This is a genomic window from Pseudomonas sp. NPDC087814, assembly GCF_044742865.1.
Taxonomy (GTDB): domain Bacteria; phylum Pseudomonadota; class Gammaproteobacteria; order Pseudomonadales; family Pseudomonadaceae; genus Aquipseudomonas.
Genome location: NZ_JBIUVK010000012.1, coordinates 38,545 through 51,023, shown reverse-complemented (window position 1 = coordinate 51,023; position 12,479 = coordinate 38,545). Strand labels below are relative to the sequence as shown.

10 protein-coding genes are annotated in these 12,479 nt (G+C 61.9%); 4 read left to right on the top strand and 6 right to left on the bottom strand.

Annotated features, from left to right (window positions below):
• Window positions 1–20: 20 nt before the first annotated feature.
• Window positions 21–2,081, bottom strand: a complete 2,061-nt coding sequence (gene tkt / locus ACIOMR_RS12200) for a transketolase (protein ID WP_177028416.1) — start codon at window positions 2,079–2,081, stop codon at window positions 21–23.
• Between the two features lie 189 nt (window positions 2,082–2,270).
• Between tkt and ACIOMR_RS12195 the strand changes: the two genes are divergently transcribed.
• Entirely contained in the window at window positions 2,271–2,510 is a 240-nt protein-coding gene (locus tag ACIOMR_RS12195; protein ID WP_003215657.1) for a DUF465 domain-containing protein, read from the top strand.
• 125 nt (window positions 2,511–2,635) lie between these two features.
• Here the strand turns inward: ACIOMR_RS12195 and ACIOMR_RS12190 are convergent, their stop codons facing one another.
• Window positions 2,636–3,994, bottom strand: coding sequence for a VOC family protein (locus ACIOMR_RS12190; protein WP_401194308.1), 1,359 nt, complete (start codon window positions 3,992–3,994; stop codon window positions 2,636–2,638).
• A gap of 195 nt (window positions 3,995–4,189) precedes the next feature.
• Here ACIOMR_RS12190 and ACIOMR_RS12185 point away from each other — a divergent pair, with 195 nt between their 5' ends.
• Window positions 4,190–6,826, top strand: a complete 2,637-nt coding sequence (locus ACIOMR_RS12185) for an MGH1-like glycoside hydrolase domain-containing protein (RefSeq protein WP_401194305.1) — start codon at window positions 4,190–4,192, stop codon at window positions 6,824–6,826.
• Between the two features lie 130 nt (window positions 6,827–6,956).
• Here the strand turns inward: ACIOMR_RS12185 and ACIOMR_RS12180 are convergent, their stop codons facing one another.
• Window positions 6,957–7,271, bottom strand: coding sequence for an SCP2 sterol-binding domain-containing protein (locus tag ACIOMR_RS12180; protein ID WP_008434667.1), 315 nt, complete (start codon window positions 7,269–7,271; stop codon window positions 6,957–6,959).
• A gap of 56 nt (window positions 7,272–7,327) precedes the next feature.
• Window positions 7,328–8,038: a histidine phosphatase family protein gene (locus ACIOMR_RS12175; RefSeq protein ID WP_401194301.1), complete on the bottom strand. Its 711-nt coding sequence runs from the start codon at window positions 8,036–8,038 to the stop codon at window positions 7,328–7,330.
• A gap of 193 nt (window positions 8,039–8,231) precedes the next feature.
• On the opposite strand from ACIOMR_RS12175, the gene sohB reads away from it, so the two are divergent.
• The gene (sohB, locus tag ACIOMR_RS12170; protein ID WP_008434663.1) at window positions 8,232–9,257 is read left to right on the top strand and encodes a protease SohB; all 1,026 of its coding nucleotides are present in this window, start codon (window positions 8,232–8,234) and stop codon (window positions 9,255–9,257) included.
• 153 nt (window positions 9,258–9,410) lie between these two features.
• Here the strand turns inward: sohB and ACIOMR_RS12165 are convergent, their stop codons facing one another.
• Entirely contained in the window at window positions 9,411–10,940 is a 1,530-nt protein-coding gene (locus tag ACIOMR_RS12165) for an MFS transporter (protein ID WP_401194298.1), read from the bottom strand.
• Window positions 10,937–11,422, bottom strand: coding sequence for a heme-binding protein (locus ACIOMR_RS12160; protein ID WP_219406965.1), 486 nt, complete (start codon window positions 11,420–11,422; stop codon window positions 10,937–10,939). Before ACIOMR_RS12160 ends, ACIOMR_RS12165 begins: the two co-directional genes overlap by 4 nt.
• Before the next feature lie 103 nt (window positions 11,423–11,525).
• On the opposite strand from ACIOMR_RS12160, the gene ACIOMR_RS12155 reads away from it, so the two are divergent.
• Window positions 11,526–12,407, top strand: a complete 882-nt coding sequence (locus ACIOMR_RS12155) for a LysR family transcriptional regulator (protein WP_177008646.1) — start codon at window positions 11,526–11,528, stop codon at window positions 12,405–12,407.
• Window positions 12,408–12,479 lie beyond the last annotated feature (72 nt).

The window sequence follows — 12,479 nt, the reverse complement described above, 5'->3', positions numbered from 1 at the left end:
CCCGGCATGCATGCACTGGGTCAGCTGTTGAGCCTGACTTGCTCCTTCGCCAGCTTCACCACATTGTCCAGGGTAAAGCCGAACTTGGCCTGCAACTTGGACAGCGGTGCCGAGGCGCCAAAGCTGTTCATCACCACCTTGGCCCCGGTTTGCCCCACGTAGCGATCCCAACCCAACGGGCCGGCCTGTTCCACCACCAGTCGTGCCTTCACTGCGGGTGGCAGCACGCTGTCGCGGTAGGCCTGGTCCTGTTCTTCGAACAGTTCCCAGCTCGGCATCGACACCACTTGCGCCGCCACGCCTTCAGTCTTCAGTTGCTCATAGGCTTCCACCGCCAGGCTGACTTCACTGCCGGTGGCCATCAGGATCACCTGGGGCTTATCGGCGCCGGCCAGCACATAAGCACCACGGGATGTACCCGTCGCCGCTGCGTATTTCGTGCGGTCCAGGGTCGGCAGGTTCTGCCGCGACAGCACCACGCAGGTTGGCCGATGGGTCTGGGCCAGGGCGATCTTCCAGGCTTCCAGGGTTTCATTAGCGTCGCCTGGGCGCAGGGTCAGCAAACCCGGCGTCGCCCGCAACTGGGTCAGGTGTTCGATGGGCTGGTGAGTGGGGCCGTCTTCGCCGACACCAATCGAGTCATGGGTAAACACGAACACCACCGGCAGCTCCATGATCGCCGCGAGGCGAATCGGCGGCTTCATGTAGTCGCTGAACACCAGGAAGGTCGAGGTATACGGCCGCAGGTACGACAGCGCCATGCCGTTGGCAATCGCGCCCATGGCATGTTCACGAATGCCGAAGTGCAGGTTGCGCCCGCCGTAGTTCTCGGCGCTGAAGCGCCCGGCGTCGTCGAACGTCAGGTTGGTCTTGGTGGACGGCGACAAGTCGGCCGAGCCCCCCAGCAGCCATGGGATCTGCTTGGCAAACGCATTCAACACCTCGCCACCGGCGGCACGGCTGGCGACGCCTTTGGCATCAGTGGCAAAGCTCGGCAGTTGCTCCTGCCAATGCTCGGGCATCTCGCCGGCACGCATGCGGCGCAGTTCATCGGCCAGTTCCGGTTCGTACTGTTCGAGGTGGGACAGGGTCTCAGTCCATTGCTCATACAGCGGCTTGCTGCGCTTGAGCAGTGCATCCCGCAGGACCGTGCGCGCTTCATCCGGCACCAGGAAGCTTGAGTCTTCGGGCCAGCCGTACGCGGCTTTGGTCAGGCGGATTTCTTCTTCGCCCAAAGGCTCGCCATGGGCCGACGCGGTGTTGTGCTTGTGGGGCGAGCCATAGCCGATCACGCTGTCGACCACGATCAGCGTCGGTGCCCCAGTGTTTTTCTGGAACGTGCTCAGCGCGTCGCTCAGGGCCAGCAGGTTGTTCGCATCGGTGACGTGCAAGGTGTGCCAGCCATAAGCCTGGAAACGCTTGATCACGTCTTCGCTGAAGGCCAGTTCAGTGTGGCCTTCAATGCTGATGGTGTTGTTGTCGTAGATCCAGCACAGGTTCTCCAGCTTCAAGTGCCCGGCGATGGACGCGGCTTCGCTGCTGATGCCTTCCATCATGTCGCCGTCGCCGCACAGGGTGTAGACGTTGTAGTCGAACAGCACCTGGTCGTCACGGTTGAAACGCTTGGCCAGCCAACGCTCGGCCATGGCCATGCCGACGCTGTTGGCGCACCCCTGGCCGAGTGGGCCGGTGGTGGTTTCCACGCCGGTGGTCATGCGGTATTCGGGGTGGCCGGGAGTTTTGGAGCTCATCTGCCGGAACTGCTTGATGTCGTCCAGGCTGATGGCCGGCTGGCCGGAGCGCTTGCCGTGGGCGTCAATCTCCACCACGCCCGCCAGGTGCAACAGCGAATACAACAGCATCGAGGCATGGCCCACCGACAATACGAAACGGTCACGGTTGGGCCAGTCGGGGTGCTCGGGGTGATAACGCAGGAAGCGGCTCCACAAGGTGTAACCGACGGGCGCCAGGCCCATGGGCGTGCCGGGGTGGCCGGAGTTGGCCTTTTGCACAGCGTCCATGGCGAGGGTACGAATGGTGTTGATGCACTGGGTGTCGACAGCGTTGGCAGCGTGATTCATGGAACCTGTTCTCCATCGGGTGACGATCTACAGTGGAGGGCAGCGTGCGCCAAAGGTTTTATGAAATCGTCTGCCCCGCGACGAACGGGGACGCAAACGCGACAGGTTGATCTCAAACATGACAAGAGCCCGCCGGATGGGCTAGCTTCAAGGGGCATTCAGTCAATGATCAACTTGCGGAGGTACTCCATGCCAGTGAAACACGACCTGTATCAGGACCTGGGTTTGAGCAAGGAAGCTATTCATGAACGCAGGGCGAGCGATAACCGATTGGATTCGCTGCTCCACCAATACGACAGCGCCGACAAGGAGGTGCTGGAGCTTGAGTCCTCAAGCGGCGGTGACGAGGAGCTGGAGAAGCTGAAGAAGAAACGCCTGTTGATCAAAGACAAGATCGTCGAGCAACTGGAGAAAGCGACGGCCAAGTAGAAGATTTGTTCAGAATTGCCCGAAAGACAGCAGCACCGCCGCTGCCTATCATGCCAACCGTTCGCCCGGCACTGGGGCTCTTAGACGGCGCATGGAATGCGCTGTGGCCGGGCGAACTCTCTCTTTCAAGCCAGCAGCGCGCGCTTGCATTCGTCAATCGAGCGCTGCTGGGTTTCACCGTACAACTTCAACTCGTCGATAGTCTGGCGACCCAGGGCCTTTTCAAACTCGGCCTGGTTGGAGTTGGCCGCGTAGTGACTCTGCGCCGCATCCCCCAGGTTCGACTGGAAAATCCCCGCCGCACTCACCGGCAGAAAATCTTCGTACACCAACGGCTCCACGTCCACGTGGCCGGCGGCGATAAGTTCGTCCAGGGTTTTAAACTTGTCCTGGGCGGCCAAGCCTTTCTCGGTTACGAAATAGCGGAAGTACGCCAGCTCCTGTTCGCGCATCTGCTGGTAATTATCGGGAAACGCCTGGAAGTGCTGCTCCATCAATTCGGTGTAGCGCCCGGCATTGGCCTCATTCGGAAACGCGCTCAATTCATCCCGTGCGGCATTCAGCAATTGGTCGTACAGCGCGCGGCCCTTGGGGGTCAGCGCCACGCCGCGTTGTTCGATTTCACCAAAGCGCGCGCTGTGGCTGCCCTTGGCATCGGTAAAGGCAATGGCTTCATCCAGGGCCTTGAAGCTGGTCTGGCGCAGCAGTATCGGGCACTGGCGGCGGGGCGGGCCTTCGATCACCGCCTTGGGGGTGATGCCTTTGCCGGGCATTGCGGCCTGCACCTGGTCAATGTCCAGGGTGCGCGGTGTCAGGTGGTTGATGTGCGGGCCCTTGAAGGCGACCACGTCGGCGATCAGCCGGTGCTGGTCGCTTAGTTGCTGGTATTGCGCGGCCGTGACGGTGGCGGTGTGGTGCCAGCGGAAGGTTTCCAGGGCTTGCTGGATAAACTCTTCGGCATGGGCGGCATCGAGGCCGCCGTCGGCTTCGGCTTGCTGGATCAACTCAAGGGCGCGTGGGGTGAAGATCGAACGCTTGGCCAGGGCTGACTGGGCGAAGGCCCGCAGTTCCGGGTTTTCGATCAGCTCCAGGCGCAGCAGCGAAGTGAACACCCGGAAGGGGCTGGTTTGCAGGGCGCTTTCATGCACGGCGCGAAAGGCTGTGGAATGCACCGGCACCCCGGCCGGCGTGAGGTCGTAATAGCCCACCGGCTGCATGCCCATCACCGCAAACAGGCGGCTGATGGTCGCCAGTTCTTCAGCGGTGCCCAGGCGGATGGCGCCGTGGCGCTCCCTGTCCAGGCGCTGGATTTCCCCGGTGCGTTGCAGTTGATGAGCCAGGCCTGCGTCGGTGTCGAGCACGTGGGCATTGGTCTCGGCCACCAGTTCCATCAACGCTCCGTACAGCGGCACTTCATCGCGGTACATGTCGGACATGGCTTTGGAGAAGCCTTTGCGAATCTCGTCAGGGCTGACGGTGGACATAGAAAAATTCCTGGCGGCTATAGAGAGGAAAGGCACGGTTGCCTGATTTTGTTGGGCCTGCCGACGCCTTGCAAACGAAGATTCCTCTGGACTTCATTCTGCAAATGAATGAGCTGGATGACGTCAGCTTCACGTGCATCTCACCGTCGAAGGGCTCTACACTGGCCGTCACCTCTGAACGCGACGGAAGACTCGATGACGGCACAGCCTGCGACGAACATTCTGGAAACGATTGAAGGCCAGCGCCTGGCCAAGCCTGACGGCGAGCGCTGGCGTGACTGGGGCCCCTACCTGAGCGAGCGGCAATGGGGCACGGTGCGCGAAGACTACAGCGCCGACGGCGATGCCTGGCGCTACTTCCCCCACGAACATGCCCGCAGCCGCGCCTACCGCTGGGGCGAGGATGGCCTGGCGGGCTTCAGCGACAAGGCCCAGCGCTGGTGCCTGGGCCTGGCGCTGTGGAACGAGCGCGACGCGATCATCAAGGAGCGCCTGTTCGGCCTGAACAACGCCGAGGGCAACCACGGCGAAGACGTCAAGGAACTGTACTTTTTCGTCGATGGCGTGCCGAGCCATGCCTACATGCGCATGCTCTACAAATACCCTCACGCGGCCTTTCCCTACGATGACCTGATCACCGAGAACGCCCGCCGTGGCCTTGGAGATGCCGAATACGAGATCCTCGATACCGGGGTTTTCGAAGACAACCGCTATTGCGATGTCACCGTCGAATACGCCAAGCACCAGCCCGATGATGTGTTCATGCGCATTACCGTGCACAACCGTTCGGACCAATCCACACGCCTGCAGGTGTTGCCGCACCTGTGGGCGCGCAACGACTGGAGTTGGACCCACGATGCCCCCAAGCCTGAATTGCGCCTGGAGGGCGAACAGGTGGTGGCGCGGCACCATGAGCTGTTCGATCGCCACCTCAGTGCCTGGGGCCAGGACGGGGTCGAATGGCTGTTCTGCGAGAACGAAACCAACTACCCCAGGCTGGACGGGCAACCGGCGCCGGGGCCGTTCAAGGACGGGATCAACGACTATGTGACTACGGGCCTGGAATCGGCGATTCGCCGGGATTCGGGCACGAAAGTGGCCGCGCGTTTCATCCTCGAGCTGGCGGGCCAGGAAAGCAAAACCCTGTACCTGCGCTTCGCCCCGGTGGAGGCGCCGTGGATCAATGCGCGCAAGCTATTCGAAGAGCGCCGCCAGGAGACCGATGACTTTTACGCGGCGCTGCAACAGGGCATCGCCGATGAAGACGCACGCAATGTGCAGCGCCAGGCCCTGGCCGGGTTGCTGTGGTCCAAACAGCTGTACTACTTCGACGTGAATCAATGGCTCGACGGCGACCCGGCCCAGCCCGCGCCGCCGCCCGAGCGTTTGCATATCCGCAATACCCATTGGCGGCACTTGTCGAATTTCGACATTCTCTCGATGCCCGACACTTGGGAATATCCGTGGTATGCCTCCTGGGACCAGGGGTTCCAGGCGGTGGCCGTTGCCCTGATCGACCCCGGTTATGCCAAGCAGCAACTGTTGCTGTTGGTGAAAGACCGCTTCATGCACCCCAACGGTCAGTTGCCGGCCTACGAGTGGCGTTTTGACGACGCCAACCCGCCGGTGCATGCCTGGGCCAGTTGGCGGGTGTATCAGCAGGACAAGGCGCTGAATGGCGTGGGCGACATGGATTTCCTCGAGCGGATCTTCCACAAGCTGCTGCTGAATTTCTCGTGGTGGGTCAACCGCAAGGACGCCGAGGGCCGCAACCTGTTCCAGGGTGGGTTTCTCGGGCTGGACAACATTGCGCTGTTTGATCGCTCGGCTGATTTGCCGCCGGGTTATCAGTTGGACCAGGCGGACGGCACTGCCTGGGTGGCCGCCTATGCCCTGGACCTGATGCGCATCGGCCTGGAGCTGGCCAAGCGTAACGTGGTGTATGTGGATATTGCGGTGAAATTCTTCGAGCACTTCCTGTACATCGCCGGGGCGATCAACCGCGTCGACAATGGCGATGAAGGCTTGTGGGATGAGCAGGACCAGTTTTTCTATGACGTGCTGCATCGGCCTGGCGGTGAAAGCGAACCGGTGCGCCTGCGCTCCATCGTCGGCCTGATGCCGCTGTTTGCGGTGCTGGTGCTGGAGCAGCGCGAGCATGAAGGGCTGGAGGGGTTGCGCGAGCGATTGCTGGGTTTTATGAAACACCGGCCGGACCTGGCCAAGCTGGTGTCGCGCTGGAACGAGCCGGGGCAGGGTAATCGCCTGCTGCTGGCGCTGTTGCGGGGTGAGCGGACCAAGGATTTGCTGCGGCGGATGCTGGATGAGTCGGAGTTTCTCTCCACCTTTGGGGTGCGGTCGCTGTCGAAAGCGTTCGCCGAGGAACCGCTGGCGCTGAAGATGAATGGCAATACCCTGTGTGCCCGCTATGAGCCGGCGGAGTCGGATTCGCGGCTGTACGGCGGTAACTCCAATTGGCGCGGGCCGTTGTGGATGCCGGTCAACTACATGCTGATTGAGTCGCTGCGGGAGTTTCACCGCTACTACGCGGATAATTTCTCGGTGGAGTATCCGGCGGGGAGTGGGTATCTGGCGTCGTTGGAGGAGGTTGCGCAGGGGCTGAGCCAGCGGTTGACGAGCCTGTTTCTGAGGGATGAGAACGGTTCAAGGCCGTCGATGGTGGGGTATACACAGTTGGAGGCGGACCCGGCGAGCCGCGACCTGGTGTTGTTCCATGAGTATTTTCATGGCGAGACCGGGCGGGGGTTGGGGGCTTCGCATCAGACAGGGTGGAGTGCGTTGGTGGCGCTGTTGTTGCAGCAAAAAACCTGAAAACAGCACAATCAAAATGTGGGAGCGGGCTTGCTCGCGAAAGCGGTGGGTCAGCCAACAAATCCTGCGCTGATACACCGCTTTCGCGAGCAAGCCCGCTCCCACACGGGTCTTGCCAGGGTTGCCCTGATCAGGCCGGGAACAGCTCGCTCAATTTCATGGCCAGCATCATGTCGCCTTCAGTGCGCAGTTTGCCGCCCATGAATGCCTGCATGCCGTCGGTTTCGCCGCTGACGATGCCTTTCATGGTGTCGCCGTCCATCACCAGGGTGACTTGGGCGTCCGGGTTTTCACCTTCCAGCAGTTCGCAGGTTTTGTTTTTCACGACCAGCGAGAAGTTCTGGGTGTCGTCGATACGGAAACCGAACACCAGGTCCAGGCCGTCGGCAGCGGCTGGGTTGAATTTGGCTTTCATTGCTTCTACGGCTTTAGCTACGTCAGTCATGGTTTCGATCCTTTTATGGTGAGTCCAGTGACCTTGGGGTCACGGTTGGCCGCAATTCATCGGAAAGTGATGAGCTGCGGCGCCTTCAACAGTTGCAAGTGGGTATGGCTGTTGAAGGAAGCCAGTGCCACCTCGCGACCACGGAATTTCAGTTGGTTGAGCGAGGTGTTAACAATTTGCCAGTTCAGTTCGAAGGCCTGTGCGGCAGGCATTCGGGTAATCAGGTGGAGCAGGGCAGTGATGGTGCCGCCGGAGGTGAACACGGCGATCTTGTCACGGTTGTCGGCGGCTTCGAGGAGGCGTTGCAGGCCACCCTGGACACGTTCGACAAATCCCAGCCAGCTTTCCAGGCCCGGCGGGTCGTAGGTGCCGGCCAGCCAGCGTTCGATGATCAGGGAAAAGATGCGCTGGAATTCGCCACGGTTTTGCGCGGCGTTGCGCAGGATATGCAGGGCTTCGGGTTCGCTGTGCAGCAAGTCCGGGAGCAGGGCGCGGATGATCGCCTCGGCGTCGAACTCGTTGAACGCGCTGTCGATTTCCAGCGTGGGTACCGGCAGGCCGAGGGCGCTGTATTGTTCGAAGGCGGCGGTAGCAGTGTGCTGCTGGCGGCGCAGGTCGCCTGACAGGCAGCGGTCGAAGCCCAGGCCCAGTTCCGCCAGGTGGCGGCCAAGCACTTGCGCCTGTTGCACACCGATGGGCGACAGCACGTCGTAGTCGTCTGCACCGAAGGAGGCCTGGCCATGTCGAATCAGGTAGATGCTGCCCACGTCCGTTTTCCCGGTACGTTGAAAGTCTGGCGAGGTTATGAGGATGCCGGGAAGCTGTCAATGAAAAAACATACGCTTGTTTTAAAAGGTCGTTAGAGGCCCGCTGCTGGCGGTTTGATCACTGGCCCCATGGCGGTGGCGTCGGTATGCTTGGGCAATCCGCGCCTGGCGCACTGCACTTGTAAGGAGTCACATGGATTTTCTGGCCGAGTACGCTACTTTCCTGGCTAAAACCGTCACCCTGGTCGTCGCCATCCTGGTGGTGCTGATCAGTTTCGCCGCACTGCGCAGCAAAGGCCGCCGCAAAGCTGCCGGCCAGTTGCAGGTCAGCAAGCTCAATGACTTCTACAAGGGTTTGCGTGAGCGCCTGGAGCAGACCCTGCTCGACAAGGACCAGCTCAAGGCCCTGCGCAAGTCTGAAGGCAAGGCCGAAAAGAAGAAGGGCAAGAAGAAGCCAGAAGCCAAGCCACGGGTGTTCGTGCTGGATTTCGACGGCGACATCAAGGCCTCGGCCACCGAAAGCCTGCGCCATGAAATCACGGCACTGCTGAGCCTGGCCACGCCCAAGGACGAAGTGGTGCTGCGCCTTGAAAGCGGCGGCGGCATGGTTCACAGCTACGGCCTGGCGTCGTCGCAACTGGCGCGTATCCGCGAGGCGGGCGTGCCGTTGACCGTGTGCATCGACAAGGTCGCGGCCAGCGGCGGCTACATGATGGCGTGCATCGGCGAGAAGATCATCAGCGCACCGTTTGCCATCCTTGGCTCGATTGGCGTGGTGGCGCAGTTGCCCAACGTCAACCGCCTGCTGAAGAAGCACGACATCGACTTCGAAGTGCTGACCGCCGGTGAATACAAACGCACCCTGACCGTGTTTGGCGAAAACACCGAGAAGGGCCGCGAGAAGTTCCAGGAAGACCTGGACATCACCCATCAACTGTTCAAGAACTTCGTGTCGCGCTACCGCCCGCAGCTGGCGATTGATGATGTGGCCACCGGCGAAGTCTGGCTGGGTGTCGCGGCGCTGGACAAGCAACTGGTGGACCAGCTGCAAACCAGCGACGAATACCTGGCGACCAAGGCCAAGACCGCCGAGGTGTTCCACCTGCACTATGCCGAGCGTAAAAGCCTGCAGGAGCGGGTGGGCCTGGCGGCCAGCGGTTCGGTCGACCGGGTGCTGCTGACTTGGTGGAGTCGCCTGACCCAGCAGCGTTTCTGGTAACAATTCCAGCTGACGTTCGAAGATCAAAATGTGGGAGCGGCGGTGCGACGATTCGACTTGCTCGCGAAGGCGGTGTGTCAGTCAATACATCTGTGACTGACACACCGCCTTCGCGAGCAAGCCCGCTCCCACATTGGTTTTGTGTTGGTCACATTACCGAGCTAGTAACGAGGCCTGAGGCACCGCCGGTATGGGATGCCGCATCAACGAGCCCACCACCAGCGCCCCCAGCAAACCCAACAACCCCGCCACCCACAACACCACGCTGAACCCACCGACAAACGCCTGCCGCGCCAGTGGCTGCACCGTGTCCCGCGCGGACTCGGGCAGCAACGCCATGGCCGCCGGCATATCGCCCGCCACTACCCGTGAAGCAATCCCTGCCGCCTGTTCCTGCCACTGGGAGCCGATGCTCGTGTGCAGCAACTGTTCGCTATGGCTGCTCAACAACGCCCCATACACCCCGATCGCCAACATGATCGCGCTGAAGCGCATGGTGGTGCTCATACCCGACGCCATCCCCGCGCGGTCCCGTGGCACGCAAGCCATGATGTTTTTCTGCGTATCGCCATTGAGCAATCCCGCGCCGGCCCCCGTGACGGCAATCGCCAGGGCGAACGGCAGATAGCCGCCGATATTGACCGCCCAGGCACTCAGCAGGTTGCCGCACCCCACCAACGCCAGCCCCGTCGCCATCAGAGTGGCCGGGGCAAAACGGCTAGCCAGTCGGGCGCCTATCCGCGGACAAATCAACATGGTCAAGGCAAACGGCAACATGCCCAGCCCGGAGGCAATCGCGGAGAACCCCAGGCCGTTTTGCAGGTAGAACGGCAGCAGCGTCATCATCACCTGGGCACAGCCGGCGTAGGCGAACATCCCCAGCAGTGCGCCGATAAAGCGCGGGTGCCTGAACAGTTGCAGGTCGACCATGGGCCGCTGTTGCAGGCGTTCGGCGAGTACAAAAACACCCAGCAACGCAGCGCCTACCAGCAGCCGCGCATAAGTCAGCGGGTTGTCCCAGCCGATACGGTTGGCTTCGATCAAGCCCCAGATCAGGCACAGCAGGCTGGCACTGAAACTCAGGCTGCCCCAAGGGTCGAGCCTTGCAGCCTGGGCATCGCGGGATTCCGGAATCGCGCGCAGCACCAGTCCCATCAGCACCAGGCCGACCGGCAAATTCAGATAGAAAATCCAGCGCCAGCCCAGGTACTGGGTAATCAACCCGCCGAGGGTCGGTGCGGCGGTCATCGCCACGCCCATGCACGCGCCCCAGAAGGCCCAGGCCTTGGCGCGTTCCACTTCGTCATGGAAGGTATGGCCGATGGAGGCCAGGGCCGAGGTCAGCAGCAGCGCTGCGCCGACACCTTTGACGGCGCGAGCGATATCCAGGAGCAACGCATTCGGCGCCGCACCGCAGCCGAGGGAGGCGAGGATGAAAATACCCAGGCCCCAGACCAGGGTCTTCTTGCGGCCAAAGCGGTCGGCAATGCTTCCGGCCGGCAATAACAGGGCGGCGAAGGCCAGCATATAAGCGCTGACCACCCATTCGATATCGGCAAAATTCGCCCCCAGGTCCCGGGCGATGCTCGGCAGGGTCACGGCGACGATATTGGTGTCGAGCACGATCAGCGAACAGACCCCGGAGGCGGTCAGCAGCGTCAGGCGCGGGCTGACCTTGCTCATGGCTGCACCGAAGCCACCGCCGCGAGGGCGATCTCGTCATCGTGGGCCGGAGTATCTGCGCTGATGCCGATGGCGCCTACTACCCGGCCTTCAAGGATGATTGGCTGGGCGCCCTTCATCATCAACAGGCCGGCGGTGATGGCTGCCGGGCGGCCATTGTTGATGGCGTTTTCCAGATCCCCGGACGGCCGCTTGAAGAGCGCGGAAGTGCGCGCCTTGCCCTGGGCCAGCTCAATACCGGCCACCACGGGAGCGCCATCCATGCGCAGCGTCAGGATCGGCCAGCCACCGTCATCGACGATGGCTACGGCGCAGGGCCAGCCCTTGTCGGCGGCGACCTTGCGCGCGTGTGCGGCGATCTGCTGGGCCGTTGCCAGGCTCAGGATTGCCTTGTGGGCAATGCTTGCGGGGGCTTCTGCGGCCAGCGCTGCGGGCACGGTGCAAAGACCGGCAAGCACCAGGACCAATGATTTGACGAACATGGGAAAGCCTCTCTACTGTGAACGTACCGCGAGCTTATCCCCGGCAGGTGGCGTCCTTGTTAGGCGCCATACAGAACTTCATTACCTTTGAGCTAATCCTGTGATGGAAATACGTCATTTCCGCTACTTCCTGGCGGTTGCCCGGCAACGCAATTTCACCCGTGCTGCCGAACAGCTGGGTATCGCGCCGCCGACCCTGAGCCGGCAGATCCAGGACATGGAAACCACCCTCGGTACGCGCTTGTTTATCCGCCGCCAGCGCGAGGTCAGCCTGACCGAGGCGGGCGCGGCCTTGCTGATCGAGGCAGAGGCCACCGTGCGCCAGTTCGAGTTTGCCCAACGCAATGCCCAGCGCGCCGGGCGCGGCGAAATCGGTCATATCGAACTGGGTTATGTGGCGTCGGCGGTGTATTCGGGGTTGTTGCAGCGCCAGGTGCAGTCGTTCTGCGCGAACTGCCCGGACGTGAGCCTCAGCGTGCGTGAGAGCCCCATGGCGGCGTTGCCGGGGCTGGTGGCGGAGGGGCGTTTCGACATTGGCTACATTCGTTCGCCGATGACCTTGCCTGATGGGGTCGAAGCGGTGCGGTTGAGCAGTGAAGGGTTTGTGCTGGCGTTGCCCCAGGATTCGTGGCTGCTGGGGTTGAAGGCAATCAGTTGCGAGCACCTGCAGAACGAGACCTTCATCTTGCCCGAGCAGATCAGTGGCACGCTGCACGTGGCAGCGCAGGGTGGTTATGCGCCGCGACTGGGGCCGCAGCCGGGTGGTTTGGTGGCGGTGATTGCGTTGGTGTCACTGGGGCAGGGCGTGGCGGTAGTGCCGGAGTCGGTGGTGGGGCATGTGAGCTTGCCGAATGTCGTGTACCGCAGCATCGAAGGCAGCGAGGCGTCGTCCTGGTTGTCGCTGATTTACCGGCGCTTTGAAAAGGCGCCGGCGGTGGCGCGGTATATAGAGCAGGTGAAGCAGGTAGCCAGGTTGAAGGTTTGATCGCGGCGGGTTAGGTGCTTCACGGGTTAAGTGTGTTGCTGCCTTCGCGAGCAAGCCCGCTCCCACCTTCGA